Source organism: Ruegeria sp. I3 (genome assembly GCF_056532525.1).
On the sequence record NZ_JBQFNI010000001.1, the window covers coordinates 221,917 to 248,246 of the forward strand.

Sequence of the window (26,330 nt, forward strand, 5' to 3'; positions counted from 1 at the left end):
GTTTGCGCTTAAATTCGATGACATCTTCTCGGATGCGTGGACATGATGGAAGAACTTATAGGCGAAAATCGCAAAACTTGCGCGTAGTGGGTATTGGGGTCGTATCAAAATCGACGGCTTCGCTAAGGCCGAATGGCTGAATACTGTGTCGCTCGATATTCGTATCGGAGACTGACACTGCTCTGCAAAGCGCGTTCAGAAAAGGGCTCAACTGCGATTGATATATTCCGCGATAGCTGCCCGACTGCCGTGTTTCCAGATCGTAGTTAGCCAGAAGGCAAAAGCTCTGGGAAAGTCTGCACCGAGGGCGCAAGCATCGCTATAGTGTTGCTGGCCGACCCAGAGTTCTGGATCGTCTTTGGACGCCAGCGAAGCTTTCTGTAGACTCTCCCATTGGGGGTCATTGGGGGCGATTTCGGAGCCATCTTCACGGTATCCTGCACACATCCGGCACCAGAAAGCTTCGGCCAGCGCGAGCCCGCTTATGGAAGAGCCTGCCGCAAGTGCATCACGAAGTGACGGCAGCAAGAACCCGGGGTGTCGCGCCGATCCATCGAAAGCAACCCGGCGCGTCGTGTCGTGAATGGCCGTATTTGCAAATCGCGTCTCAACTTGCTCAAGGTATTCATTTGCAGTCGCTCCGGGGACGGCTGCGACATGAGGCAGAATTTCTTCTTCTTGGACCTTTCTGAAAAACGCCAAGATATCCCGGTCCTGCATGCAATCCGAAATTGTCGGGACATTCAGTATTTCGCCGACATTAGCAAGCAACTGGTGACCGCCGTTCAAGATGCGCAGTTTCATCGTCTCATAGCTTTGGACATCACGGGTCAGCGTGACGCCAACCTGTTCCAGGGGTGGGCGCCCGGCGCAGAAATCGTCCTCGATCACCCATTGGCGATAGTTCTCGTGCGAGACGGGTGCTTGGTCATCGACGCCAAGTGCGTGGCATTGTGATATCACTTGGTCTGTTGTAGCGGGCACGATGCAATCCACCATTGAATTGGGGAATGCGCCGTTCTGGTCTATCCAGTCGGCCAGAGCAGGGTCAGACAGGCGTGCTAGACCGACAACGCAGTTCCTCAGGATCACGCCATTATCCTTAAGGTTATCGCAGCTCAGCGCGGTGAAGGGTTTGATGCCCTGCGCCCTGCGCTGCTTGAGCGCCGCAATGATCGCACCGAAGGCCGTGCGCGGCTGGTTTGGATTTGCTGCATCATGAAGAATTTCTTGGTGATCTGTGTCGAGGGCACCCGTGTTGGCATCTCGGTAATATCCACCTTCGGTCACTGTCAAAGACACAATCTTGATGGAAGGCTCGGACATCTTGCGGATCAACGCTGCATTGCCGGCCTCGACCGGAAGATAATCGATCATCGGACCAGTTACCTCGGCGGACATCCCTTTCGGGTCCAGTTCGATCAATGTCGTCAAGCAGTCCTGCGCCAGCAGACGCCCTCGCATCTCGGAATCGTAGCTTCGCACACCGGCTCCGATGATTGCCCAGTCGTGGGCCTGACCTTGCTGCATCAACTGGTGGATATACCAAGCCTGATGCGCGCGGTGAAAATTCCCGAGACCGATATGGACAATGCCGGGCGTCAGGTCCGAGCACCTGTAAGATGGGGTCCTGACAGTTGTCGGCAGGTTTGAAAGGTTATCTCGCCTTAGATGTACTGCAGGATTTGCGTTTGCCACAGGATTCATCAGCTCATCCAGTTTCCGCCATCGACGTTATATGTCTGGGCGACAATGTACCTGGCTTCGTCAGAGGCCAGAAATACAGCCATCCCGGTCAGATCCTCTGCGCGACCCATCCGCCCATAGGGAACAGCTGCCGCCACTTCGCGTTTCTTTTGGCCGAGCGGTTTATCTTCATGTTTTGCAAAGAACGCATCAACGCCGTCCCAATGCTCGCCATCAACAACACCCGGAGCAATTGCGTTCACGTTGATTCCATGAGCGATCAGGTTCAGCCCTGCCGATTGGGTCAGCGATATGATCGCCGCCTTGCTGGCGCAGTAAACCGCGACCAAAGGTTCCCCCCTTCGCCCAGCCTGAGATGCCATGTTGATGATCCGACCTTTGGTCCCGTGCTCGATCATGTGCCGGGCGACCGCTTGCATCGTGAACAAAGCACCCGAGACGTTGATGTCAAACACGCGGTTGTAGTCTTCCCGCTCAATCTCAACGATTGGGGCGGCGGTGAAGATTGCCGCATTGTTGATCAGAATGTCGATAGGGCCGAAATGTGTAGCGGCTCTTGCGACGGCCTCATCTATGCTTTCTTGGTTTGTCACGTCCATCTCGATGGCGAATGCAACCTGACCCAATTCTGCGGCGGCGTCTTTCGCACGCTGGATGTCGATGTCGGCGATGGCAACACGCGCGCCTTCTGCAACATAAGCTTTGGCAAAGGCCAATCCGATGCCTCGCGCAGCCCCGGTGATCAGGGCGGTTTTGCCTGCCAAGCGTGTCATTCGATCCGCAAGCCTTTCGCATCAAACCGATGGATGACATCTGCACGCGGTGTCAGGTGAATTCGATCCCCATGGCGGAAGCCGACCTCACCATCTGCGCGGACGGTTATGGTTTCGGCCAGGCCGGTCTCGTGGACGTGAAAAAAGGTGTCCGATCCCAAGTGTTCTGAAACGCTAACAATCCCGGACCATTCACCTTCAGTTTCAGAAACCGCGATGTGTTCCGGGCGAATACCGATTGTTTGTGCGCCGTGTTTCGCCGCCTCTGGTCCTTCGATGAAGTTCATTTTGGGCGAGCCGATGAACCCTGCAACAAACAAGTTGCGCGGCGTCCGATATAATTCAAGCGGGCTGCCGACCTGTTCGATCACACCGGCCTGAAGCACGACGATCTTGTCGGCCATTGTCATGGCTTCAACCTGATCGTGCGTCACGTAAATCATCGTTGTCGCCAGACGTTCGTGCAGTTCGCTGATCTCCAGCCGCATGCCGACGCGCAGCGCCGCGTCTAGGTTTGAAAGGGGCTCGTCGAACAGGAATGCCGCGGGCTCACGAACAATGGCGCGACCAATGGCAACGCGCTGGCGTTGCCCACCTGAAAGCTGCCCCGGGCGGCGGTCGAGATAATCGCTCAGGTTCAGAACGCTTGCTGCGCCTTCGACCCGCTTGTCGATTTCGGCCTGATCCAGCTTGGCCATACGCAAGGGAAAGGCGATGTTCTTGCGCACACTCATATGCGGGTACAGAGCATAAGACTGGAACACCATTGCCAGACCACGTTTGGCGGGCGGTACGTCGGTTGCATCCGCGCCATCAATGTCGATGGAGCCCGAAGTGATGTCCTCTAGCCCCGCAATGAGCCGCAACAGCGTGGACTTGCCACAACCAGAGGGCCCAACGAAGACGGTGAATTCACCGTCCTCGATAGTCAAATCTAGTGGTGGAATGACCTCTACGTCACCGAAGCTTTTGGTCACTGACTTGAGTTGGATACGTCCCATAGTCGTCTTCCTTATTTCACAGCGCCGAAAGTCAGGCCGCGGACAAGTTGTTTCTGGCTGAACCAGCCAAGGATGAGGATTGGTGCGATCGCCATGGTCGATGCCGCGCTGAGCTTGGCGAAGAACAGGCCTTCGGGGCTGGAATAGCTGGCGATGAATGCGGTAAGCGGCGCTGCGTCAACGGCAGTCAGGTTGAGCGTCCAGAATGCCTCGTTCCAGGCAAGAATGAAGTTCAGTAGCACGGTCGAGGCGATGCCGGGCACGGCCATGGGTGTCAACACATAGAGGATTTCTTCTTTCAGCGTGGCACCATCCATCCGGGCGGCTTCCAGAATCTCACCGGGGATTTCACGGAAATAGGTGTAAAGCATCCAGACGATGATCGGCAGGTTGATCAGCATCAGCACCACGACCAGCCCTCCGCGCGTGTCCAGTAGACCCAACCGGATGAACAGCAGATAGATCGGGTAGAGAACACCCACCGCGGGCAGCATCTTGGTGGACAGCATCCACAGCAGGATGTCCTTGGTACGCTTGGACGGCACGAAGGCCATGGCCCATGCTGCGGGCACTGCGATGATCACGCCCAGAATGGTTGATCCACCTGCGATGATCACCGAATTCCACAGGAACCGCATGTAATCCGAGCGTTCCTGTACGATTGCATAGTTCTCGAGCGTCCAATCGAAGTTCAGGAACAGCGGTGGGCTGGCGATCGCCTGAGCCTCGGTTTTGAAGCTGGTCAGGATCGTCCAGAGGATCGGGAAAAAGATCAGCAGACCAACGGCCCAGGCAAGGGCGGTGTTCAGCGATTTACGACGGGATGTGACGGCGCGGGCCATGGTGGTTCCTCCTCACGCGTCCAGGTTTTTGCCAACGATGCGCATCAGGAAGATGGCAACGATATTGGCAAGGATGATGGCGTAGACACCTCCGGCTGATCCAAGGCCGACATTCTGGCTTTCCAGCACGCGCTGGAATATCAGGTAGGTGAGGGTTCGGGTGCCGAAGGCGCCGCCGGTGGTCACGAAGATTTCGGCGAAGATCGACAGAAGAAAGATCGTCTGGATCAGGATCACGATGGTTATCGCGCGGCTCAGATGTGGCAGGACGATGTGATAAAAGCGTTTCAGGACTGGCGCACCATCCATTTCGGCTGCTTCCAGCTGTTCACTGTCCAGTGACTGAATTGCGGTCAGCAGGATCAGTGTCGCGAAGGGTAGCCACTGCCATGAGACGATCATGATGATCGAAGTCATCGAGGCCTCGGATAGCCATGAGATCGGCTCGGCCCCGAAAAAGCGCCATAGATGGGCCAGCAACCCATTCACAGGATCCATGAACATGTTCTTCCACACCAACGCAGACACCGTGGGCATGACAAAGAAGGGAGCGATCACGAGGATACGGACAACGCCCTGACCCCACATGGGTTGATCCAGCAGCATCGCTAGTAGAATGCCTAGAATTACGGTGATCACCAAGACGCCGCCTACGATCATCAACGTCGCTTGCACCGCGGGCCAGAAGGAGCTGGACGAGACGAACCGGACATAGTTGTCGAACCCGACCCAGCCCAAGTCGCCACCGCGAAGGGGCAGATACTTCTTGAAGGAAAAATACAGCGTCATCGTCAGGGGCACGAGCATCCAGCCAAGTAGCAGGACCACTGCGGGTGCCATCATCAGGCGCGCGACGGATCGGGAATGTTGAGTTGCCATGACGCAAACCCTCTCTGTTCAGGCATAACCAAAGCCTGCGAGAAAAACGCGAGTTGTGGAAGGGTAGAGCGGGGGGCAGACCTCTGCCCGCCCGCCGGGGAGGGATGCCTCAGTAGCCTGCGGCTTCCATTTCTTCGGTGGTGAAGGCCTGCGCTTTGGCGAGTGCTTCGTCCACTGACTGCTGTCCGGCATAAACTGCCGAGAACTCCTGACTTACTTGCGTAGCGATACCGGCAAACTCGGGGATCGCGACGAACTGGATACCCGTGTATGGCGTCGGCTGTGCGCAGCAATTCTGTGGATCGGCCATCAGGATCGACTCTAAGGTCATGTTCGCAAAGGGAACTTCCTTGTAGTTCGGGTTCTCATAGAGCGAGGTTCGCGCGCCCGGCGGCACATTGGCCCAGCCTTCATTTTCGGCCACCAACTCAATGTAGTCTTTCGAGGTCGCCCATTCGATGAATTGCTTTGCCGCGTCCTCTTGCTGCGTGCCCGCTGGGATCGCTAGCGCCCAGGCCCACAACCAATTGGCGCGTTTATCTACGCCTTCCGAGTTCGGTGCCAGTGCAAAACCAACCTTGTCTGCCACTGTCGAGTCGTCAGGATTGGTCACGAAGGATGCCGCGACGGTTGCGTCGATCCACATGCCACACTTGCCCTGCTGGAACAACGACAGGTTTTCATTGAACCCATTGGTGGCGAAGCCTGCCGGGCCAGATTCATTCATCATGTCGACGAAGAAAGTGAGCGCTTCTTTCCATTCCGGCTGATCGAATTGGGGCTTCCAATCCTCGTCAAACCAGCGTGCGCCGAAGGAATTGCCTGTCACGGTGATAAAGGCGCCGCCTTCACCCCAACCAGCCTTGCCACGTAGGCAGATGCCGTTGATGTCATTGTCCCGATCCGTCATCGCAGCGGCAGCTTCGCGGATGAATTGCCAGGTCGGCGCGTCGGGCATTTCAAGGCCGGCCTGTTCCATCAGGTCAGTGCGGTACATGATCATCGAGCTTTCGCCATAGAATGGTGCGGCATACAGCGTCCCTTCATGGCTTAGGCCCCCCGCCATTGCGGGCAGAATGTCCCCGACATCGTAGTCTTCGGACAAACCATCCAGCGGAACCAACCAGCCATTCGCGCCCCAGATGGGCGTCTCGTACATGCCGATGGTCATGATGTCGAACTGACCGCCCTTGGTCGTGATGTCGGTGGTGACGCGCTGACGCAGCACGTTCTCTTCCAGCGTTACCCATTCGACGTCGATACCGGTCGCTTCGGTGAATTTGTCAGTATAGCCCTGCATCCGGATCATGTCGCCATTATTCACGGTGGCGATCGTGATGGATTGCGCGTGGGCTGCGGCCGTAGCGACGAATGTCAATGCAGTCGCCGCGCGAAGTGCGTGCTTCAGATACATCCCTGTCCTCCCTGAGCTTGGATGTCGTGCAGAGAGCGTAGAGCGTAAATTGTCGCGCCGTCAATAAAAACTTTACGCGCGTTAAAATTATCGAGTTATGCCGAATTCCTTAATACGAGCCGCGCAGGGAAAAGGGTTTCTGTTCGTGTCTCAAATTCTCCCCCATTTTCAATGAGTTCGAATAGCGTTTCGACACTTCTTCCGGCCACGTTGTCGTAATCATGCGCAGCTGTGGTCAGAGAAGGGCAGGTGAATTTTGCGAACGGATGATCGTCATTTGAGGCCACGCGCAGCGTGCAATCGTTCTTGCGTCCGACCCGAATCCCCTGTTCGTAACAGGCCGCAAGAAAGCCAATTGCCAGTCGGTCATTGCTGCATAGAACTGAATTCGTCCTCAATTGACGCTCGTCCAGAACTTTCAACGCGCCCCGGTGACCGATCTCTTCAAATGCCCAGCCTATGCCGTCGATTTTGATGATATGAGGCTCGAACCCAAGACGATCCATCACCTCAACATAGGCTTTTCGACGTTTGTTGGCATTCGGATTCGCAGGCGTACGCATTTCAAAGAAAGATGGCGGTTCGCCAGTGCGGGTCATGTATTCGACCGTTTGTGACACAAAACTGAAATTGTCCGACCCAACAAAGGCAGCCCCCAAACCATCCAGGTTGCTGTCAAACAAGACCGTTGGCACGTTGGCACAGAATTTCTCGATCGCGGATCGGTCCGAGATACGCCCCAAAGGGGCTAGCAAAACCCCGGCGGGTTTCAGGGATTGCAGGCCGTCCAGAATTTCGTTCTCGAGCTTTTGCTCGCCATGTGAGCTGAAGAGAGACGGTCGATAGCCCGCCGCGATGCAGGATTGTTCCAGATACCGTGCGATTTCTGCAAAGAAAGGGTCAGACAAATAGGGTACGACGATGCCGATATTCTTGGTCAGCTTTCGGTTCTGGTTCACCGCAAAAATGTTAGGGCGGTAATCAAACCGTTCGAGCGCTTCTTCGATGCGCGCCCTTGTCGTCGGGCGAACACTTTCGGGATCATGGAAATATTTGGATACTGTGGGCCGCGAAATGCCGCTGAGGGCTGCGAACTCTTCCATATTCTTAATCTTGGTCATGCTAGTCTGCCTGCGGATCATAGCCGCCTTGATTTTATCGTATCTTTACATATTCTTTGCGCGCGCTAAAAAATCAATAGCCAGACGGTCTCCGAGTAGTTGAACGGGGCGAGGGGTTTGAATGTATCTCGGGATCGATATCGGAACTTCGGCTGTCAAGCTTGCCTACGCGGATAGGGACCGGATTCTCGCGACATCTTCGGTGGGGATACAGACATCTTCACCCCAGCCCGGCTGGTCTGAGCAGCACCCGGACCTTTGGTGGAAGGCGACACTAGACGCTTTGAACCAACTTGTGGGCCGAATTGAGTTGTCCGAAATCAAGGCCGTCGGATTGTCCGGTCAAATGCATGGAGCCGTTTTGCTGGACCGCGATCTGCGTCCGATCCGCCCGGCGATCCTTTGGAATGACAGCAGATCAGCACGCGAGTGTGATGAACTGCGTGCGGCCGAACCACAGATTGGACAGATTGCGGGTGTCCTGCCCTTGCCAGGCTTTACCGCACCTAAGATTGCATGGCTTAGACAACATGAGCCCGAACATTACGGTCGACTTGCCCATATCCTGCTGCCCAAAGACTACATCGGCTTATGCCTGCATGGAGAATTGGCAACCGATACGTCCGATGCGGCCGGAACAATGTGGCTCGATCAGGCGTCGCGCAAATGGAATGCCGCTGTCACCGAAGCCACATTTGTAAAGCCCGACTGGTTACCGCCAGTATTCGACGGTCAAACGGTTGTTGGGAAAGTGACCGCACGTGCTGCGGCAGAGACAGGGCTGAAACCCGGTATTCCCGTCGTGGCTGGAGGAGGGGACGCGGCAACAGGGGCGGTGTCATTGGGTGCTACCGAGCCAGGGCGTGGGTTCATCTCACTTGGGACATCCGGTCAGCTATTTGTGGCTAATCGAAGTTATAAGCCTAACCCTGAACGCTATGTTCATGCTTTTGCACACACGCTGCCCGATCGTTGGTATCAAATGGCTGCGATGCTGAACGGGGCAAGGCCCATTTCATGGATTGGGGATCAGTTGGGGCTGACTTCTACCGAAGTTGTCGCGCTTGCTGAAACGGTCAACGGTGATCGCGTTCCTATTTTTCTGCCCTATCTGACGGGTGAACGCAGCCCGCACGGAGACCCACGTATTCGGGCCAGTTTCTTTGGACTGGAGGATTCAACAACACGTGCTGACATCTGCCGCTCTGTAGTTGAGGCAATTGCGTTTAGCTTTGCCGATGCAGCGCTCAGTTTTGGTGACACAATTGACGACCTGCCCGAATTGGCCGCCATAGGAGGCGGCAGCCGATCAGAATTGTTGCTTGGTTTGATCGCAACGGTGATTGGAAAACCCATTGTACGATCTGATGGGGCGGATTCCGGTCCGGCATATGGCGCAGCCCGGCTCGCGGCGTGTGGTCTCGGCGCGTTGACGAAAGCCGATTTGGCATATCAGCCGCCCACAACCGAAAGGTTTGAGCCCGTTGAAATAGCTGCACTTTCCGAGCGGTTGATAAAATTCCGCCGACTTTATTCTGCGGTTAAAGGTGTAAATTGATCGCACTAATAATCTTCAGTATTTAGATCGTCCCCCGCGCTAGATGGACCTGCGTTGGTGAAGCAATAGGCATGACATGGATCGACGTATGGGTGATAACTAGGTCTGAGAGGTGCAGATCATGCCGTCAATTTTCGTTAGGATTAGGTGCTGCGGATCTGAGTTTTGGGCTGAGCTATGGCTATCTTGACCACAATGAAATGCGTGATGTCAGCGACCCAGAGCCCCTCAGGAACAAATCTGCACCATTAAAGCAAGAGCGAAAGGGGTTGCGAAGCAAAAACTCGTTATCGGCATAGCCATAGATTAATCCATGTTTCTTGGCGGTTGTCGATAGATACTCGTGGCCTTCAATCTTGTGCTAAGGCGGTAGCACATACTCCCTAGCTGCGCGAACCGCTTGCCGTGATTGGTAGTCTTTTCGGGCGCACGGAAGAACTCTTTCCAACACTTTTGACTGCGAAACATTTTTTTCGATAGGCAGTTTCAATTACTCGACCGAAACGTGTTTCGCACCACAATCAGCGAATCCGCGAATTAGTTTTGCCGCGTCTTCTTCGTTGTCCGGTACAAGCGGCTGCAGCCTCGCCGAGACGGGAATCCCCAGCCTTACGAGTTCAGCCATCGCATTGAGTCGCTCGGAGACCGCCGGAAAGCAACACTTCTCTGCAGCTAGTGGTGATCGAGGTCTTTCGGGACCCGTCGTGTGAAGTAGAAGACCTCTGCATTCACAAATGAGAAGGGAACGGTTTTGTTCTCCAGCATGTACTACGCCCTTGATCAGCTCCGGTTAAAGCTGAAGGGAAACAGAAGTTTACCTGTTGGGAATGGTGCCCGGGGGCGGAATCGAACCACCGACACGAGGATTTTCAATCCACTGCTCTACCCCTGAGCTACCCGGGCACGGGAATGGCGTTTGCCATTGGGTGGAGGCCTTCTATGACTTGCCACAGGCAGTGTCCAGAGGCTTTTTGACATTTTTTCAATGCGGGCGAGACGTGGGGCTTTCGGTTGGTTCCGAGGTCGTCTCGGCGTCTTCTTCACGTTGCGATGGCACCGCATAAGAACCGTTTAGCCATTTTGCCAGATCGATATCCGCGCAGCGTTTGGAGCAGAATGGTCGAAAGGCCTGCTGGGTATCTTCTCCGCAGATCGGGCAGCTCATTTCAGAATCTCCGTCAATGGGATACGACCACGTTTGCGCTGTAGTTCGAAATGGCCAAGCGGGGTCCAACCGGCCAAAATCGTCTCGTCAGGATCGGACTTGAATGCCGACCGCAAGGCCGATTCGAAACCCCTCCGGTCTTTCTTGGGCATCGGTGCAAGGTCCAGAGTGATCTGCCCCCCCAACCCGCGCACGCGCAGGGCGCGCGGCAGGGCTTTGGCGCAGGCGAAGTTAGCTTTGGTTCCCGCCGCGAGAGATGTGTCGGCGCCGGTGTTCACATCCACCGCAACCAGCGCGCGGGTCGGTTGGATATAGAGGTGTCCTCCACCGGGAAGCGCTTCGGAAATCCCCTTTGCTGCATCGAGCGCATCAACGACACCGTGGTCCTCAAATCCGCCGGATGCGGTCACGACCTCGGCCGGGTCCGTCCAATCACGCCAGGCCAGGATATGCGGACCATCGCCCTCGCTCAGCAATTCTGGTTCACTGCCCGTGTCAGCCAATACCTGCTCGGCAAGTGCCAACATGGCTGAGATATCTTCAGCGATTTCATCTGCATCCGCCGTCTGACAGCACGAGCGCAGGATCAGGCCGTGCGTGCTGTTTCCCATTTGCTCATGCGCGATTTCGAGAAGTTGGTCGCGCATATCTTCATCACGGATTCGGCGCGAGATGTTCAGGCCGGGCGCGTCAGGTGTCACGATCGCAAAGCGGCTTTTGAACAAAATACGGTTCGAGACGGGTATGGTTTTGCCGGGCTCGGCATATCCGGTCACCTGCACCAGTAGCAAAGTACCGGGTGCCAACCCTTTGACTTGCCTCAGAAAAGCCGGGCCGTCGGGTGTGGTGAGAAACATGCCGCCCTGACCTTTGACCGGGCGATCGGCGCGGGCGCGGTAGATCGTACCTGGCGCAGGGGCATCTGTGGCGATCAGGAAATCGTCGAGAATACCATCCACCATCAGAGCTGCAGCTTCGCGTTCCTGAATATGATCCAGAATGATGGTACGACCCTTCATGATACCTCGCGATATAAGGGATAGCCGATGCCTTGCAGCAGTGCAGCCGTTTCGGATAAGGGCAGGCCGACGATACCGGTGAACGAGCCTGAAATCCACGGGATGAATGCACCGGCAGGGCCTTGTATTGCATAGGCTCCGGCCTTGCCCTGCCAGTCATCCGTCGCAAGATAGGCATTGATTTCGCTGTCAGACAGACGTTTCATCTTTACCTGAGAAACCACGTCACGCTGGAGGATTTTATCCCCGCGCCGCACAGCGACCGAAGTGATCACCCGATGGCGTCGGCCGGACAGGGCGTGCAGAAACTCTGCAGCTTGTCCCGCGTCTTCGGGTTTGCCAAGAATGCGGCGACCCAGTGCGACCGTAGTGTCAGCACATAAGGTGATATCATCGCTATCAGCTTGAACAGCCTGAACTTTTTGCCGGGTGATGCGGCTACAATAGGGGGTCGGCAGTTCGCCATTCAGCGGCGTTTCATCGATATCCGGCGGACGGATCGCATCGGGCCGAACGCCAAGCTGCGCCAGCAGGTCCAGCCGCCGCGGGCTGCCCGATCCGAGGATAAACGCCATGTACGAAGCGTTACTTGAAGCGATAGTTGATCCGACCCTTGGTCAGATCATATGGGGTCATTTCGACCTGAACTTTGTCGCCGGCCAGAACACGGATGCGGTTCTTGCGCATCTTGCCTGCCGTATGTGCGATGATCTCATGGCCGTTTTCCAGCTCGACCCGAAACGTCGCATTAGGCAGGAGTTCCTTCACGACACCGGGAAATTCGAGCGTATCTTCCTTGGCCATGTTGTCTCCATCATTAGGTTGCACCTGCAGAATCTGCAGATCGTGCGCTTAAATGAGCCTATTTCGGCCTTATTTCAAGGGCGAAGTCACCTAAAGGGGTGATATTGTGACTGAATCGACCCGAGCGTCTTGCTCGGTCCAGTGCGTGCGGTTCAACACCCACCCGTCTGCGCGGACGTTTGCAATTGTGGACAGGTCGGCCTCGGCATAGGTCCAGCCGGCGGTATTCAGCGTGCCCTCGGCAAGCACTCCCGTCGGTGGGAACCCGATATCGGGCGGGCCAAACACGCCACCCATGCCGGTATTCATGTCGACTGCTTCGGACCATTCATTGCCGCCAACTAACGATGACATTACCGTAACGCATTGATTTTCAAGGGCACGAGACATGGCGCCGATCCGCACACGCCAATACCCGGACAGGGCTTCGGTGCAGGATGGTACGAGGATCAAGTCGGCCTCGCTCAGGGCCCGACCCAAGAGAGGGAACTCACTGTCATAGCAGATCAGAACGCCGATTTTACCCAATGCGGTATCAAACAGTTTCAACGAACCGCCCGGGGCGATGTCCCAGGCCTCGCGTTCAAACCGTGTCATGATCTGCTTGTCCTGATGATCGAGACGACCGTCAGGAGCGTAGAACACTGCGCGGTTCACCGGGCGCCCTGGTCCGTCGATGACCGGGGCGGAAGCCCCCAGAATGTATGTGTTATACATCTTTGCAAGGCGCGAATGCACAACTTGTACATCTTCCATCCGGTCGGAAACCGCCCGGATTGAGCGTTCGAGATCGCCGGCCACCTTAGGGCCGTCGAGCGTCGACAACTCCATTGCGCCGTATTCGGGAAAGACCAGAAGGTCGGCACCTTGTCCTGCGGCCTCGGAAACCCATGCCTCAAGCTTGTCTTCATATTGAGCCCAACTATCGAGCCAATCGAGGTCGTAGGCGGCGGTGGCGATTTTCATTCCCGAGTCCTATGTCTGGTCGCTGCGCGACACTAGAACAGCAGATCGTCCAGGGCTACTGCAATCGCGGCACGGGTGGTTCTGAAACCTATGTTGCGACTTACTGTTTCGAGGCGGGTGTGTGTTTATTGGCAGGCTTTCTCGGCCGCCGGTGCAGAGATTGCATCGAATGGCTGATCAGAGGTCGAGTTGACCTATCGAAGAACCTGAACGAAACAGGCAAGGAACTCCACCTCGGGCATCAACTTTGCAACTTCTTCAAGCGCGCGAAGGGGCAGTTTTACATCAAGAACATTGGCCCCGGGGATATCGACTCACAGAAACAAGGCGTTGTCATTTGTAACGGCATCGTGCACCAAGGATGCGGCCAGAAGGGCAAATCCGGGGATCAGGTATGTCCTCGATCCGGTCGGTCAGGCTGGTTTGCGAAATCCCGAAAAAGCGGTGAAACGCCTTGTCCAGAGCTTCGTGAATCTCGAACCCTTCATCAAAGGCGAGGAAGGCGAACCCCAGTGTAATCAGCAGCCAGATAATAGGCTTGCGTTGCAGGAAAACCTGATAACTAGCCAAGGCGACTTAATGGACGCGATCAGGCTATCGCAAAACGGTCACTACCACGCGCTCTGATCGTCGGTAAACTGCGGCTCAATCGGGGCTTCAAGTTCATTTTGGGTGTGGATGTCGGGCTTGATTACCGGATCGGATCACTCGGGATTTTCCGCACGGAACAGGGCCCATGCGTCCTGCGAGGTGCCGTCCGGCTTGGTGCATATACCTACCTGACCCGAACCAGTGTCTTTGATCTTGTAGCTGCCGCCAATCTCAAGGCAGTAGGCTGCTGCTGGGTTCACCACCTGATGCGTTTTTCCATGTGCCTTGCGGTACAGCTCCCATGCATCGGCGGACGTACCGTCGCTCAGTGCGCAGCGAGACGTGGTCAGGTCATATTCGCCTCCAATTGAGCCACAGTACACGGCGGCGGGATTTGCAAGGCCGACCGGCTTGCTGCCATCCGCGCCCGCATGGTGTTCGCGAAAATAGGTCCAGGCATCGATCCGGGTGCCGTCGGGCAATTGGCAGATACCGCTCTGACCGTCCGGACCGTCATGTATACCGTAGAGCCCGCCTTGCGCGATGCAATATGTTGCCGCGGGATTGGCCAGACCGGTGTTGGCAGAGCTTGCGGCGGGCAGGGCCATTGAAAAGGCCATCGTCAGGGTCGCAATCGTGCCTGCGGAATTCAATAGACGCTTTGTCATGGTCACCTCGCAACATTGTGGACAGGGCAGGTTCTGAGGATTTTCGCCGTTTTGCAGATCGATCCGGTCCTGCGCGGATACTTGGATCAGAGTTGTTCCACCTTGATCGAGTCTGCGGGATAAAAGGCCAAGTGATCCTTGATTTCGGCCACCGCGTCGATCGGGTTTTCATAACTCCAAGCGGCGTTTTCGGTGACTGAGGATTTGTTTACGATCGAGAAATGCGTGGCGTCTCCCTTGCCTGCGCATTGGGTGACTTTGTTGGTCCGATCCAGAAAGGCCATCGCAATGTCCGCACGCGGGAAGTAGATAACCGGGTCTTTGTCGCCTTCCAGAAGTTCCAGCGCGTTGTTGGTTTCACCCAAAATCGCGCCGCCTGAACGGACGCTCCATTTGCCCGGTGCTTTGCGGATCGTGATGGTGTCTGTCATTCCTGTTCCTTCCCTCGTCGTGTCAGGGCTTCTCCTCTGCCCAAACTATGTAACAATCCGGTGTCAGACCGGTGCGGTTGCGGCATCCAACCACAGTTGAGCGGCGTCGCCCAGCCTTGGCCGGACTTTTTCCGCCACGTCGCGGTGATAGGCGTTCAGCCAAGCACGTTCCTCTCGTGTCAGCAAATCGACTACAATCAAACGCCTGTCGATTGGGACATAAGTCAGCGTACGCCAGTTCAGCATGGCGCGTTCGTCGTCACCGCTGGGCAGGTTTGGGGCCTCTTCCACTACGACAAGGTTCTCAAGCCGGATGCCAAAAGCACCCTCGCGGTAATATCCCGGCTCGTTCGACAGGATCATACCCGGCTCAAGCGGGACATGGCTGACCCGAGACAGGCGCTGAGGGCCCTCATGCACGCTGAGATAGGTACCGACCCCATGACCGACCCCATGGTTGAAATCCTGCCCGGCCAGCCACAGCGGCAGCCGCGCTACGCATTCGATATCGCGTCCTGCCAAGCCAACAGGCCAGCGTAGCATCGACATGGCGATCATGCCTTTGAGGACGCGTGTAAAGCAGTCCTTTTCCTCATCCCCAACATCACCGATTGCAATTGTGCGGGTGATATCGGTGGTGCCGTCCAGATATTGCCCACCGCTGTCCAACACCAGCAGGTGACCGTTTTCCAGCCTGCTGTCGGTTTCCTCGGTCACGCGATAATGCATGATGGCCCCGTTCGGCCCGGTGCCCGCGATGGTGTCGAATGAGATATCCTGCAGCGCGTTGTCCCGGCGGCGGCTTTCTTCCAGCCGCGTTACTACCTGTGTCTCGGTCAGGGTGCTGGGCTTCTGCGCGTCCAGCCAACACAGCAGTTCGATCACCGCTGCGGCATCTCGCAGATGTGCCTCGGCCGTGCCTGCGATTTCGGCCGGGTTCTTGCGGGCTTTGGGCAGGGCGCAGGGATCGCCGCCATCGACCATACGGTCCCCCAACGCATCCGCTACGATCTGCGGAACCGTTCCCGGATCGACCTGTACCTTGCCTTCAAGTGCCTCAACCGCTGTCAGGAACGCGTCGGGTTGGTGTTGGGTGACCTGCGGGCCCAGATGATCCCCGATCCCGGTCAGTTTGGCAGCGGCCATGAACAGATCCACCCGCCCATCACCGTGCAGGATGGCAAAGCCATGGGCCACAGGGTTGTATGCGATGTCCGCGCCTCGGATATTCAACAACCACATGATCGAATCCGGCAAGGTGATCACCGCTGCCGCACGATCTGCGCTCTGCAGGTCACTCGCGAGGCGCTTGATTTTGCTCTCGGCGCTTTCACCTGCAAATTCAATCGGATGTGCCCTGACAGGATTCATCGGAGGGTCGGGCTGATCCGCCCAAATTCGGTCTGCAAGGTTATCACAGCGCACCAGTTCGACGCCGCTGCCTTCAAGCTCTTTCTGTGCAGACGAAATCTGTCCTGCAGCGTGGAGCCACGGATCAAACCCGACTTTGCCGCCATTTGGCAATTGCTCTTTCAACCACGCGCTCAGGCTGACATCTGGCCATGGGACCGGAGTGTAATCCTGTGCGACCTGGGCCTTTACCTGAGTGCGATAGCGCCCGTCGATGAAAACCCCGGCAATGTCCGTGAGCGCCGCGCAAAACCCCGCAGAACCGGTGAATCCGGTAAGCCAGGCCAGCCTTTCGTCCCGAGGGGCCACATATTCACCCTGATGCGCATCCGCACGCGGGATCAGGAAGCCCTGCAGGCCTTCGCGCGCCAGCTCGTCCCGTAAAGCGGCCAGTCGTGGTGGGCCTTGCTCGGGGCGTGCGGTCACTTCGAAACTCTGGAACATGGGCGGCCTCATTCGTCGGTCTTGCTGCGCGCAAACCTGCGGCCTGCGGTAGGAAATGTCCAGCGCCTCGGCGCACACTATTCTTCTGTCTCAAGAAAGCGTTGAATGGCCTGGATATACGGGTTGTAGGCCTCATTTCCAGGCAATGGTATCTGGTTGCCGGTCTCAAGGATCACAAGCGAGGCATTGGGGATTCCAGCCGCCAGTTTGCGCGCCTCGGACAGGGGGTGAACGGCTGTGTGCCGCCCGTGCAGAACCAGAGTGGGGCATTGCACCATCGGAAGAAGTTGCAGCACCGAGGTGCTATTGGCGATGTCACGGTAGTGAAGTCTTTCCTCGCTTGAATAAAGTGTCTGCAATTCATTGACCATGTGCCGAACGCTATCCAGCGGACCTTCTGGAAAATAGCTGAATTCAGCGCCCATAGCATAGCCGCTGCCCGGCGTGTTCCAGCCTTCCGCGATCAGTGACCGGATCGAGTCGGGTTGTTTGGTATCTTCCCGGTAATCTCGCCCTTCTGCCCATCCGCCGGAGATAATCAGCTTGTCAATCCGCTCGGGGTGCCTTGCGGCGAAGTGTAGGGCAGGGAAGGTGCCGCCCATTTCACCGAGAATGGAAAAGCGGTCAAACCCCGCTGCATTCACGACGGTCAGGATTTCTTCTATTCTGCGGTCATACACCGCCTGATGATCGATGTTTGAGCTGACGTCATTGTCCTTGTTGTAGCGTAACAGGCGGAAACGGTTTGCCATGTCCTGCAACCGGGTACGCTCGGACGGGATGCGCCATTCCGCCTCCAGATCGTGCACGACCGAACCGATGCGCAGCACCGGCAACCCATCACCGGAAAGCGTGTATGGAACAGCGCGGCCCTTCGCACCGCGCGCGTAACGCAGCCGTTGCGTATGGTTGTCTACGCCTGAATCGGTGTCGGCGTCACAGGTCACATCCGCCGCCATTTGCAACCCGCGCCGTACGACTGTCCGAATGATCCGTTGCGCTTTGCCATCATCGCCGACTGCTTTACGCGCCGCTGCAATTCGTGCGCTGATGGTAGAATCCGAGACAAAGCGGCCACTCCATACACGCGCGATGATCTCGTCCCGGGGCACCAGCTTACCTGGGTGCTGAGCCAAGAGGACCAACAGATCGAATACCTGAGGTTCGATTGCGACGGGCTCACCCCGGCGGGTCAGGACGTGTCGATCCACATCCAGAATACAGTCTGCAAACTCATAGCGCATGGGGCAAATACACTCCGTTTCTCGCGGAACGACAAGGTTCAACAACAATCTCAAGGGTTTCTAGGGCGTATCTCAGGACCAGCTACAAGCAGGCCGGGCAGGGCTGGGACACTATCCAAGCAGATAAACAGGAGAACGAATAATGTTCCTGCCCTTCGATATAGCGCTTATGCGCTATCCGTTGCGCCACCATAAGCAAAGTCGCCTTCAGCGGTGCAAAAACTGGCTTGGATGGCACTAAGTCTGCACTGTCGAAGCAGGGCCGTCAACTGGCCCGCTTCATCCCCATCACGCGCGCGCGGGCGCGCGGGTCGCTGTCGAACAGTGCGGCCAACTGCTCGGTCATAGCACCTGCAAGCTGCTCGACATCGGTGATCGTGACGGCGCGATCATAATAGCGGGTCACGTCATGGCCGATCCCGATGGCCAACAATTCCACCATCTTGCGTTTTTCCACCATTGCGATCACGTCGCGCAGGTGTTTTTCCAGATAGTTCGCCGGGTTCACGCTGAGCGTGGAATCATCCACCGGCGCGCCATCCGAGATCACCATCAGGATCTTGCGGGCCTCACGCCGCGCGAGCATCCGGCGATGCGCCCATTCCAACGCCTCACCGTCGATGTTTTCCTTCAGCAGGCCCTCTTTCATCATCAGACCCAGATTGGGTCGCGCGCGACGCCATGGGGCATCGGCGCCTTTGTAGATGATGTGGCGCAGATCGTTCAGACGCCCCGGTTGTTGCGGGCGGCCATCGTTCAGCCACGCCTCGCGCGCCTGACCGCCTTTCCAGGCCCGGGTGGTAAAGCCCAGAATCTCGACCTTGACGTTGCAACGTTCCAGCGTCCGCGCCAGGACATCTGCACAGATCGCGGCAATCGAGATCGGACGCCCCCGCATCGAGCCGGAATTGTCCAGAAGCAGCGTCACCACTGTATCGCGGAATTCGGTATCTTTTTCGACCTTGAAGCTTAGCGGCGTGGTCGGGTTGGCCACGACACGCGCCAGACGTCCGGCATCCAGAATGCCTTCCTCGCGGTCGAACTCCCAAGACCGGTTCTGCTGTGCCTGCAAGCGACGCTGCAGCTTGTTGGCCAGACGGCTCACTGCGCCTTTCAGCGGCTCAAGCTGCTGGTCCAGATAGGCACGCAACCGTTCCAGTTCGGCGGGTTCCGCCAAGTCTTCAGCTGCGATCTCTTCGTCGTGGGTGTTCAGATAGACCTTGTAATCCGGGTCCGCCTCGGACGCAGGTGACGGGGCTGGCGGCTCGAGCGGAGCCTCGCCCTCGGGCATTTCAGCCTCATCGCCCATCTCATCCTCGGCCATCTCGTCCATCGAGACCTGGGCCTGAGACTGGTCCTGCTGTTCTTCCTGAGTTTGCTCAGGCGTCGCGTCGGCGTCCTGTTCGTCCTGATCATCCTGCCCGGTGCTGTCGGGATCGGGCTGCTCTTCGGCGTCTTCTTCGGCCTGATCTTCCTGTTCGTCGTCCAGTTCATCCGGGTCATCACCCAGCTGATCGCCGTAACCCAGATCTTTGATCATCTGTCGGGCGAACTTGGCAAATTCGGCCTGGTCCGAGAGGATTTCGTCAAGATTTTCCAGCGTCCCGCCGGCCTGTTCCTCGATAAATCCGCGCCACAGGTTCATGACATTCTCGGCGGCAGGCGGCATGTCGCGGCCCGTGGCCAGATGCCGGATCAGATAGCCCGCCGCCACAGCCAATGGCGCATCCGCAGGCTGTTTGCACTGATCATAGCCGCGCCGGATCGCCTCATGCCCGATCTTGACGTCGATATTCGACGCGGTGCCGGGCATATCCCGCGCACCCATCGCCTCGCACCGGGCGGTCTCCATCGCCTCATAGAGATCCCGCGCCATATCACCTGGAGGGGCATATCGCGCATGGGTCGCGTCATCATGATATTTGCGTTGTAAAGCTAACGCGTCTGCCGTCCCGCGCGCCAAAAGAACCTCTTCGCGCGTCATCCGGCGAGAGACCTGCGGCAAACGCATCGACTCGCCCGACAGGCCCGATGGATCAACAGTGTAGCTCACCGACAATTCGGGGTCGTCGGCCATAACTTTAGTAGCCTCGGCCAGAGCCTTCTTGAACGGATCAGCAGGATTGTCGTTCTTCTGCACCATGTTCAATCGCCCTTTGTGTTGCAGTGACCCGCCGCATCAATGCGAAACCGGATCCCCCTTCATCTGGCCAAAAATACCTCCGCCGGAGGCATTGCGCCCCGGAGGGCGCAATTCATATTGCTTAGCCCAAGCTCGCGCTCGCCGCGCTTTCCGGCAGTTCCTCATCAAAGCAGCGCTGATAGAACTCAGCAACCGTCTGGCGCTCTAGCTCGTCACATTTGTTCAGGAACGACAGGCGGAAGGCATAGCCGATGTTGCGGAAGATTTCTGCGTTTTGGGCCCAGTTGATCACGGTCCGGGGGCTCATCACGGTGGACAGATCGCCGTTCATGAAGGCGGTCCGGGTCAGGTCGGCGACGGTGACCATCTGGCTGACGGTCTTGCGGCCCTCGGCGGTGTTGTAATGCGGCGCTTTCGACAGAACGATCATAGTCTCGGCATCGTGGCTGAGATAGTTCAGCGTCGAAACCAGAGACCAGCGGTCCATCTGCGCCTGGTTGATCTGCTGTGTACCGTGATAGAGGCCGGTGGTGTCGCCCAGACCCACAGTGTTGGCCGTCGCAAACAGGCGGAAGTTCGGGTTCGGTGTGATGATCTCGTTCTGGTCCAGCAAGGTCAGTTTGCCGTCATGTTCCAGCACGCGCTGGATCACGAACATCACATCCGCACGGCCTGCGTCGTATTCGTCGAAGACGATGGCAACGGGGTTGCGCAGCGCCCAGGGCAGGATGCCTTCGTGGAATTCAGTGACCTGCTTGCCGTCGCGCAGTTTGATCGCGTCCTTACCAATCAGGTCGATCCGGCTGATATGGCTGTCGAGGTTGACGCGAACGGCGGGCCAGTTCAGACGCGCTGCGACCTGTTCGATATGAGTCGATTTCCCCGTGCCGTGATAGCCCTGAATCATCACCCGGCGGTTATGGGTAAAGCCCGCAAGAATCGCCAGCGTGGTTTCGGGATCGAACTTGTAGGTCGGGTCGATCACCGGCACGCGGTCGCTGCGTTCGGCAAAGCCTTTGACTGCCATATCGCTGTCAATGCCAAACACCTCGCGAACCGAAATGTCCTCGGTGGGTTTTGCGTTGATGTCGATCGATCCGTCAGCCATGCGCCTTGTCCTTATCCTTTGGCCCGTTCACCGGGTTTGAACCCGTGTGTGGTGCAACATATTGCGGGCAAGGGCAAGGGAAAGAGGTGACCGGATCACGTTAGCCAGATGTTTCTTTGAAACTGGCCTTATGCTGGCGCGGGTTCTAGTGAAAATCCCGGCTTGGGAACAGACGCTTGGCCTGTTCGCGCGGATGGCGGGCGCTTGGGCCGTTCTGCCGGGGGCGCGGGGTGTCATCCGCTTGCGGTTGGGTGATGCCGATGGCCTCATCCAGCGGATGCCCAAGCTCGGACAGTTTATGCGACATATCGGTGATCTCCTGCGCGATCAGATGCACGACGATCCCCTCGCGCTGCAGATACCCGCGAACCTGCAGCAACCGCCCGCCCATCACGATGCGGCGAAACCGTTCATAGACCTTGGGCCAGACAACCACATTGCTGACCCCGGTTTCATCCTCAAGCGTCAGAAAGATCACGCCCGAGGCAGTTCCCGGCCGCTGGCGCGTAATCACCAACCCGCAGACGCTGTAGCAGCCCAGCGGGATGTCCTGCAGCGTGGCATGCGGCACAAGGCCGGGCAGGGACGGGCGCAACAGCTCCATCGGGTGCGAGCGCAGGGTCAGGCGGGTCGAGACGTAGTCTTCGACAACCTCCTCGCCCAGATGCATCACCGGCAGGTTGACCTGCGGCTCGTTGATGCTCTCGCCATCGATGGGGTCATTGAACAGCGGCAGGGCGGTCCGGCTGCGAATGGCTTTGACATGCCACAGGGCGTCGCGCCGGGTCAGGTCCATGCCGGAGAATGCATCCGCCTCGGCCAGACGGGTCAGAACATCCGGGCGCAGCCCGGCCCGCAGCCACAGCGTTTCGGGGTCCGGATACCCATTGCCGCGCGCGGCCACGATCCAATCCGCATCCTCCTGCTTGAACCCCTTGATCTGGCGAAAACCCAGCCGCAGGGACAGCGCCCCATCGGCGCGGCGTTCCAGCAGATTGTCCCATTCCGAGGCGTTAACGCAGACCGGACGAATCTCGACCCCATGCTCGCGCGCGTCGCGCACGATCTGGGCAGGCGCGTAAAACCCCATGGGCTGCGAGTTCAGCAGCGCGCAGGCAAAGATCGCCGGGTGGTGGCATTTCATCCAGGCCGAGACATAGGCCAGCATCGCAAAAGCCGCCGCATGGCTTTCGGGAAAGCCGTAATCGGCAAAGCCTTCGATCTGGCCAAAGCAGCGGTCGGCGACCTCGGGCGCATAGCCGTTGTTCAGCATCCCCGCGATGAACTTGTCACGATATGTGCCAATCGTCCCCATGCGCCGGAATGAGGCCAGCGAGCGGCGCAGGTGATCAGCCTCTTCCGCCGAAAACCCTGCACCAACCACGGCGATTTGCAGGGCCTGTTCCTGAAACAGCGGCACGCCCAGCGTGCGCCGCGTCACCTCTTCCAAGGCGGGACCGAAGGGTTCGGATTTTTCCAGCCCGTTGCGCCGTCGGATATAGGGCTGCACCATATCGCCCTGAATGGGGCCGGGGCGAACGATGGCGACCTCGATCACCAGATCGTAGAATTCACGCGGCCTCATCCGGGGCAGGAAATTCATCTGTGCCCGGCTTTCGACCTGAAACACGCCCACCGCATCAGCGGCGCAGAGCATGTCGTAGGTCGCCGTGTCCTCTTGCGGGACGGTCGCGATGCTGAGGGTTTCGCTGTTGTGCTGTTGCATCAGGTCAAACGCCTTGCGGATACAGCTGAGCATCCCCAGCCCCAATATATCCACCTTCAGAATGCCAAGCGCGTCGATGTCATCCTTGTCCCATTCGATCACGGTGCGGTCTTCCATCGCGGCGTTTTCGATCGGGCAGAGCTCATCCAGCCGCTGCTTGGTGATGACAAACCCGCCCACATGCTGCGACAGGTGGCGGGGGAAGCCGATGATCTCGCCAATCAGGCGAACCGTCTGCATCAGGCGTCGGTCCTTGAGGTCGAGGCCCAGTTCCTGCAACCTCTCGGCATCAACGCCGCCATTGCTCATCCCCCAGATCTGGCCGGACAGGCCCGCGGTGACGTCCTGAGACAGGCCCATCACCTTGCCCACCTCGCGGATTGCCGCGCGAGATCGGAAATGGATGACCGTGGCACAGAGGCCCGCGCGGTGGCGGCCATATTTCTCATAAATCCACTGGATCACCTCTTCGCGCCGCTCGTGTTCGAAATCCACATCGATATCCGGCGGCTCACCCCGGTACTTCGAGACAAAACGCTCGAACACCATGGCGATCATGTCGGGGCTGACATCGGTGATGCCCAGCAGATAACACAGGATCGAATTGGCGGCTGATCCGCGCCCCTGACACAGAATGCCTTGCGAGCGGGCGAATTGCACAATGTCATGCACGGTCAGGAAATAGGCCGGGAAATCCAGATCGGCGACCAGCGCCAGTTCCTTTTTCATCAGGTTGATGGCCTTCTCGGTCGGGCCATCGGGATAGCGCCGTTTCAACCCCTCGCGCGCCAGACGTTCTAGCCGCGCCAGCGGGGTTTCAGTGCTGGCGATCTCGTCGGGGTATTCATAAGACAACTCACTTAAGTCAAAGCTGCAGCGGTCGGCGATTTCCAGCGTGCGGCGCAGCGCGCCGGGGTGGTCCTGAAACAGCCGGGCCATATCCGCGTAGCCTTTCAGCCGCCGCTCGGCATTGGGCAGGGCGCGGGTGCCGATCTGGTCAATCGTGATGTGTTCGCGCATGCAGGTCAGCACATCGGCCAGTTGGCGGCGGCTGCCACGGTGCATCAGCACATCGCCCACCGCCACCATCGGGGCCGAGGCCCGCAGCGCCGCCTGCGCACAGGCCGTCAGATAGGCCCGGTCGCTGCCGTCATAACGCGGCACGGCCCCCAGAAACACCGCATTGGGGAATTGCCGCCGGACGGTCTGAATATCGGGGATGGCCTGTTTCAACCCCGCCTGAGGCAGCGCGATCAGTATCATCCCCTGACAGGCCGCCAGCATGTCCTGCAGGTCCAGATGACAGTCGCCTTTCTCGGCCCGTCGCTTGCCCAGCGTCAGCAGCCGGGTCAGCCGCTGATAGGCGGCGCGGTCGCGGGGCAGGGCCAGCCAGTGCACCGCGCTGTCGCGCAGAACCAGACGGCAGCCGACGATCAACTTGGGCAGGGCGGGCACATCCGGTTTGTCGATCGGCTGCACATGCCCGACCTCTTGCCGGGATGAGGAATCAACCCGGTGTTGCGAGCGGATCTGAACCGCGCCTTCCGCCTCGCGCCGCAGCTCTTTCAATGCGCTCCAGCCCCGGACCACCCCGGCCAGTGAGTTCCGGTCGGTGATCGCGATGGCCTTCAGGCCCAGCTCTGCCGCGCGGGTTACCAGCTCTTCTGGGTGTGAGGCTCCGGTCAGGAAGGTGAAGTTGGTGGTTACGCCCAACTCGGCATAGCCGGGGTCCTGCGCGTGGGAACTGGGCGGGTTCGGTTTGCTCATGCGAATTCCCCATGCACAAACCATCCCGGATTTTGCGGCGTGTAATACAGCCACAACCGCCGCCCCTGCCGGGTTTCAACCTGCCAGTAATCGCGCAGGCCCGTGCGCCAGTTCTCATCTTCCAGCCACCATTCGGGGCAGATGCGTTCGGGGCCGGTTGAGCGGCCTGTGGTCAGCGACATGCGTCGCCAGCGAAAGCGGCGCGGCGGGTGCGGGCCTGATCCGGCGATAGGTTCTGGCGGAAACAGCTGCAGAGGGCGAGGGCGCAGGGCGACCCAACCACCCGCGGGGTCGGAATAGGCGGCGGGCGAGATGATGAAGCTGCGTTCGGGGATATGGCTTTGCGCGGGCAGCAGGCGGTGGATTTGTTCCAGCCCGATCCGGGTGCCGATGCGGGTGATCAGGTCATCCAGTTGATCTTTGCCCCGGCTTGCGGCGCGGCTGATCTGGCGCACCGGCAGGGGTTCCACCAGCGTGGCCTCGAGCCGCAGCTGATCGACGCCAAAGCCTGCATCCACCTCGGCCAGTCCACGCTCGAACAGGGGCAGGATGCGATATGGATCACGCAGAGGCCGGGCCAGCCGCAGTTCGACCTGCTGATGGTCCTGATCCACCCGGCGCAAGGTGATGCACAGCTTGCGCGCGCCCATTTCCTGCGCTTTCAGCTTGTCGCAGAGCCGTTCCAGCAGCCGTTCCGCCCCGGCCATCATGTCGGACAGCAGGCCAATGGGCTCGGGCAGGGTCATGCGCACGCCGTAATGGGGCGGATCGGCCAACGGGGTGATCTGTTCGGGCTGATCCCCCAGCGCCTGATCCAGACGCATCAGCACCTCGGGGCCAAAGCGGCGTGTCAGCGGCGCGCGCGGGGTTTGCGCCAGTTCGCCAATCCGGCGCAGTCCCAGCCGTTGTAACGCGACCGAGGTATCCTCATCCAGTCGCAGCGCTGCCACCGGCAGGGCGCGGATGGCCTTCAGCGTATCCTGGGTCGCAACCCCTTCGCCATAATGGGCCAAAGCCCAGGCCGCACCGCGTGTCGGGGCCAGACCGATCTGCACCGTCAGCCCGGCCCGGGCCAGACGCCTGCGCATGTCGGTCAGCATCATCTCTTCCCCGCCCGCCAGATGAGCCGATCCGGTGATGTCCAGAACCAGCCCATCCTCACCCTCGAGCCCGACCCAGGGGCAATAGCGCGTGGCCCAGCGGCGCAGGGCGTGCAGAAACCGTTGATCCCCTTGCGGGTCGGCAGGATGGCTTTGCAGATCGGGGCAAAAGGCGCGGGCATCGGAATAGGGCATGCCGCTGTGCAGGCCCTGCCGCTGGGCCTGTACATTCAGGCAATACACCCGGTTTGCATTATTCTGTTTCAGCGTCAGAACAAACGGCCCATCGACCGGGCGCACACGCAAAGCCCGGTCACTTGCCAGCCGGGGAAACCAGAGTGAAACGATGCGGCGCTGCATCCCGCCGAACATATAAAACCCCCAAATGTTCTACATTTGTTCTTATATGTTCTTGACCCTCAAAGAGTCGAGTCCTTGAGGGTCAGATT

At 58.3% G+C, this 26,330-nt stretch carries 23 protein-coding genes and 1 tRNA gene; 1 reads left to right on the forward strand and 23 read right to left on the reverse strand.

Going from position 1 to position 26,330, the window contains the following annotated elements; genetic code table 11:
- Window positions 1-207: 207 nt before the first annotated feature.
- The 7 genes from ACR0L9_RS01170 to ACR0L9_RS01200 all read right to left on the reverse strand — a co-directional run bounded on the left by ACR0L9_RS01170 (window position 208) and on the right by ACR0L9_RS01200 (window position 7,737).
- Window positions 208-1,707, reverse strand: coding sequence for a mannitol dehydrogenase family protein (locus tag ACR0L9_RS01170; protein WP_480894433.1), 1,500 nt, complete (start codon window positions 1,705-1,707; stop codon window positions 208-210).
- A complete protein-coding gene (locus tag ACR0L9_RS01175) occupies window positions 1,707-2,480 on the reverse strand; it encodes an L-iditol 2-dehydrogenase (RefSeq protein WP_480894434.1) in 774 nt (257 codons plus the stop codon). Before ACR0L9_RS01175 ends, ACR0L9_RS01170 begins: the two co-directional genes overlap by 1 nt.
- Complete coding sequence (locus ACR0L9_RS01180; RefSeq protein ID WP_170392707.1) at window positions 2,477-3,481, reverse strand: ABC transporter ATP-binding protein; 1,005 nt, start codon at window positions 3,479-3,481, stop codon at window positions 2,477-2,479. Before ACR0L9_RS01180 ends, ACR0L9_RS01175 begins: the two co-directional genes overlap by 4 nt.
- 11 nt (window positions 3,482-3,492) lie before the next feature.
- Entirely contained in the window at window positions 3,493-4,323 is an 831-nt protein-coding gene (locus tag ACR0L9_RS01185; protein WP_010443328.1) for a carbohydrate ABC transporter permease, read from the reverse strand.
- A 12-nt stretch (window positions 4,324-4,335) separates the two neighbouring features.
- Window positions 4,336-5,202, reverse strand: a complete 867-nt coding sequence (locus tag ACR0L9_RS01190; RefSeq protein WP_170392706.1) for a carbohydrate ABC transporter permease — start codon at window positions 5,200-5,202, stop codon at window positions 4,336-4,338.
- Window positions 5,203-5,311: 109 nt separating this feature from the next.
- On the reverse strand, window positions 5,312-6,616 hold the full coding sequence (locus tag ACR0L9_RS01195; RefSeq protein ID WP_170392705.1) for an ABC transporter substrate-binding protein: 1,305 nt from the start codon (window positions 6,614-6,616) through the stop codon (window positions 5,312-5,314).
- Between the two features lie 95 nt (window positions 6,617-6,711).
- A complete protein-coding gene (locus ACR0L9_RS01200; protein WP_480894436.1) occupies window positions 6,712-7,737 on the reverse strand; it encodes a LacI family DNA-binding transcriptional regulator in 1,026 nt (341 codons plus the stop codon).
- A 121-nt stretch (window positions 7,738-7,858) separates the two neighbouring features.
- Here ACR0L9_RS01200 and xylB point away from each other — a divergent pair, with 121 nt between their 5' ends.
- A complete protein-coding gene (gene xylB / locus ACR0L9_RS01205; RefSeq protein WP_480894438.1) occupies window positions 7,859-9,295 on the forward strand; it encodes a xylulokinase in 1,437 nt (478 codons plus the stop codon).
- Window positions 9,296-9,785: 490 nt separating this feature from the next.
- Here xylB and ACR0L9_RS01210 read toward each other — a convergent pair whose 3' ends face one another.
- From ACR0L9_RS01210 to ACR0L9_RS01285, 16 genes are all read right to left on the reverse strand, one after another.
- Entirely contained in the window at window positions 9,786-9,920 is a 135-nt protein-coding gene (locus tag ACR0L9_RS01210; RefSeq protein WP_480537039.1) for a hypothetical protein, read from the reverse strand.
- 203 nt (window positions 9,921-10,123) lie between these two features.
- Window positions 10,124-10,198, reverse strand: a tRNA-Phe gene (locus ACR0L9_RS01215).
- A 79-nt stretch (window positions 10,199-10,277) separates the two neighbouring features.
- Entirely contained in the window at window positions 10,278-10,460 is a 183-nt protein-coding gene (locus ACR0L9_RS01220; protein WP_170513305.1) for a DNA gyrase inhibitor YacG, read from the reverse strand.
- The gene (locus tag ACR0L9_RS01225; RefSeq protein ID WP_480894440.1) at window positions 10,457-11,479 is read right to left on the reverse strand and encodes a ribonuclease E/G; all 1,023 of its coding nucleotides are present in this window, start codon (window positions 11,477-11,479) and stop codon (window positions 10,457-10,459) included. Before ACR0L9_RS01225 ends, ACR0L9_RS01220 begins: the two co-directional genes overlap by 4 nt.
- Complete coding sequence (locus ACR0L9_RS01230; protein ID WP_170513311.1) at window positions 11,476-12,054, reverse strand: Maf family protein; 579 nt, start codon at window positions 12,052-12,054, stop codon at window positions 11,476-11,478. The genes ACR0L9_RS01225 and ACR0L9_RS01230 overlap by 4 nt, the downstream gene beginning before the upstream one ends.
- 10 nt (window positions 12,055-12,064) lie before the next feature.
- The gene (infA, locus tag ACR0L9_RS01235) at window positions 12,065-12,283 is read right to left on the reverse strand and encodes a translation initiation factor IF-1 (RefSeq protein ID WP_005978431.1); all 219 of its coding nucleotides are present in this window, start codon (window positions 12,281-12,283) and stop codon (window positions 12,065-12,067) included.
- A 90-nt stretch (window positions 12,284-12,373) separates the two neighbouring features.
- Window positions 12,374-13,249 carry a carbon-nitrogen hydrolase family protein gene (locus tag ACR0L9_RS01240; protein WP_170402459.1) on the reverse strand — a complete coding sequence of 292 codons (876 nt, stop codon included), beginning with the start codon at window positions 13,247-13,249 and terminating at the stop codon, window positions 12,374-12,376.
- A gap of 333 nt (window positions 13,250-13,582) precedes the next feature.
- Entirely contained in the window at window positions 13,583-13,819 is a 237-nt protein-coding gene (locus tag ACR0L9_RS01245) for a hypothetical protein (RefSeq protein WP_170636270.1), read from the reverse strand.
- 134 nt (window positions 13,820-13,953) lie between these two features.
- Entirely contained in the window at window positions 13,954-14,508 is a 555-nt protein-coding gene (locus ACR0L9_RS01250) for a DUF333 domain-containing protein (RefSeq protein ID WP_170597492.1), read from the reverse strand.
- An 86-nt stretch (window positions 14,509-14,594) separates the two neighbouring features.
- The gene (locus ACR0L9_RS01255; protein WP_170392698.1) at window positions 14,595-14,939 is read right to left on the reverse strand and encodes a DUF427 domain-containing protein; all 345 of its coding nucleotides are present in this window, start codon (window positions 14,937-14,939) and stop codon (window positions 14,595-14,597) included.
- Window positions 14,940-15,002: 63 nt separating this feature from the next.
- Window positions 15,003-16,793 carry an aminopeptidase P family protein gene (locus ACR0L9_RS01260; RefSeq protein ID WP_480894442.1) on the reverse strand — a complete coding sequence of 597 codons (1,791 nt, stop codon included), beginning with the start codon at window positions 16,791-16,793 and terminating at the stop codon, window positions 15,003-15,005.
- Window positions 16,794-16,870: 77 nt separating this feature from the next.
- Window positions 16,871-18,037: an alpha/beta hydrolase gene (locus ACR0L9_RS01265; RefSeq protein ID WP_170392696.1), complete on the reverse strand. Its 1,167-nt coding sequence runs from the start codon at window positions 18,035-18,037 to the stop codon at window positions 16,871-16,873.
- Between the two features lie 265 nt (window positions 18,038-18,302).
- The gene (gene cobT / locus ACR0L9_RS01270) at window positions 18,303-20,180 is read right to left on the reverse strand and encodes a cobaltochelatase subunit CobT (RefSeq protein WP_480894444.1); all 1,878 of its coding nucleotides are present in this window, start codon (window positions 20,178-20,180) and stop codon (window positions 18,303-18,305) included.
- 121 nt (window positions 20,181-20,301) lie between these two features.
- Window positions 20,302-21,288 (reverse strand): cobaltochelatase subunit CobS, encoded by a 987-nt coding sequence (gene cobS, locus ACR0L9_RS01275; RefSeq protein WP_010437533.1) that lies wholly within the window; start codon window positions 21,286-21,288, stop codon window positions 20,302-20,304.
- 145 nt (window positions 21,289-21,433) lie between these two features.
- Window positions 21,434-24,781, reverse strand: coding sequence for an error-prone DNA polymerase (locus ACR0L9_RS01280; protein ID WP_480894446.1), 3,348 nt, complete (start codon window positions 24,779-24,781; stop codon window positions 21,434-21,436).
- The gene (locus tag ACR0L9_RS01285; protein ID WP_480894447.1) at window positions 24,778-26,253 is read right to left on the reverse strand and encodes a Y-family DNA polymerase; all 1,476 of its coding nucleotides are present in this window, start codon (window positions 26,251-26,253) and stop codon (window positions 24,778-24,780) included. The genes ACR0L9_RS01280 and ACR0L9_RS01285 overlap by 4 nt, the downstream gene beginning before the upstream one ends.
- Window positions 26,254-26,330: the final 77 nt, after the last annotated feature.

Bases quoted from the DNA above. Each gene is read 5' to 3' on its own strand.
- ACR0L9_RS01210 (WP_480537039.1), bottom strand. From the start codon at position 9,920: ATGGCTGAACTCGTAAGGCTGGGGATTCCCGTCTCGGCGAGGCTGCAG.
- ACR0L9_RS01185 (WP_010443328.1), bottom strand. From the start codon at position 4,323: ATGGCCCGCGCCGTCACATCCCGTCGTAAATCGCTGAACACCGCCCTT.
- ACR0L9_RS01240 (WP_170402459.1), bottom strand. From the start codon at position 13,249: ATGAAAATCGCCACCGCCGCCTACGACCTCGATTGGCTCGATAGTTGG.
- cobS (WP_010437533.1), bottom strand. From the start codon at position 21,288: ATGGCTGACGGATCGATCGACATCAACGCAAAACCCACCGAGGACATT.
- ACR0L9_RS01170 (WP_480894433.1), bottom strand. From the start codon at position 1,707: ATGAATCCTGTGGCAAACGCAAATCCTGCAGTACATCTAAGGCGAGAT.
- infA (WP_005978431.1), bottom strand. From the start codon at position 12,283: ATGGCCAAGGAAGATACGCTCGAATTTCCCGGTGTCGTGAAGGAACTC.
- ACR0L9_RS01180 (WP_170392707.1), bottom strand. From the start codon at position 3,481: ATGGGACGTATCCAACTCAAGTCAGTGACCAAAAGCTTCGGTGACGTA.
- ACR0L9_RS01200 (WP_480894436.1), bottom strand. From the start codon at position 7,737: ATGACCAAGATTAAGAATATGGAAGAGTTCGCAGCCCTCAGCGGCATT.
- ACR0L9_RS01260 (WP_480894442.1), bottom strand. From the start codon at position 16,793: ATGTTCCAGAGTTTCGAAGTGACCGCACGCCCCGAGCAAGGCCCACCA.
- ACR0L9_RS01280 (WP_480894446.1), bottom strand. From the start codon at position 24,781: ATGAGCAAACCGAACCCGCCCAGTTCCCACGCGCAGGACCCCGGCTAT.
- ACR0L9_RS01250 (WP_170597492.1), bottom strand. From the start codon at position 14,508: ATGACAAAGCGTCTATTGAATTCCGCAGGCACGATTGCGACCCTGACG.
- ACR0L9_RS01230 (WP_170513311.1), bottom strand. From the start codon at position 12,054: ATGGCGTTTATCCTCGGATCGGGCAGCCCGCGGCGGCTGGACCTGCTG.
- ACR0L9_RS01265 (WP_170392696.1), bottom strand. From the start codon at position 18,037: ATGCGCTATGAGTTTGCAGACTGTATTCTGGATGTGGATCGACACGTC.
- cobT (WP_480894444.1), bottom strand. From the start codon at position 20,180: ATGGTGCAGAAGAACGACAATCCTGCTGATCCGTTCAAGAAGGCTCTG.
- ACR0L9_RS01220 (WP_170513305.1), bottom strand. From the start codon at position 10,460: ATGAGCTGCCCGATCTGCGGAGAAGATACCCAGCAGGCCTTTCGACCA.
- ACR0L9_RS01225 (WP_480894440.1), bottom strand. From the start codon at position 11,479: ATGAAGGGTCGTACCATCATTCTGGATCATATTCAGGAACGCGAAGCT.
- ACR0L9_RS01195 (WP_170392705.1), bottom strand. From the start codon at position 6,616: ATGTATCTGAAGCACGCACTTCGCGCGGCGACTGCATTGACATTCGTC.
- xylB (WP_480894438.1), top strand. From the start codon at position 7,859: ATGTATCTCGGGATCGATATCGGAACTTCGGCTGTCAAGCTTGCCTAC.
- ACR0L9_RS01255 (WP_170392698.1), bottom strand. From the start codon at position 14,939: ATGACAGACACCATCACGATCCGCAAAGCACCGGGCAAATGGAGCGTC.
- ACR0L9_RS01175 (WP_480894434.1), bottom strand. From the start codon at position 2,480: ATGACACGCTTGGCAGGCAAAACCGCCCTGATCACCGGGGCTGCGCGA.
- ACR0L9_RS01190 (WP_170392706.1), bottom strand. From the start codon at position 5,202: ATGGCAACTCAACATTCCCGATCCGTCGCGCGCCTGATGATGGCACCC.
- ACR0L9_RS01285 (WP_480894447.1), bottom strand. From the start codon at position 26,253: ATGTTCGGCGGGATGCAGCGCCGCATCGTTTCACTCTGGTTTCCCCGG.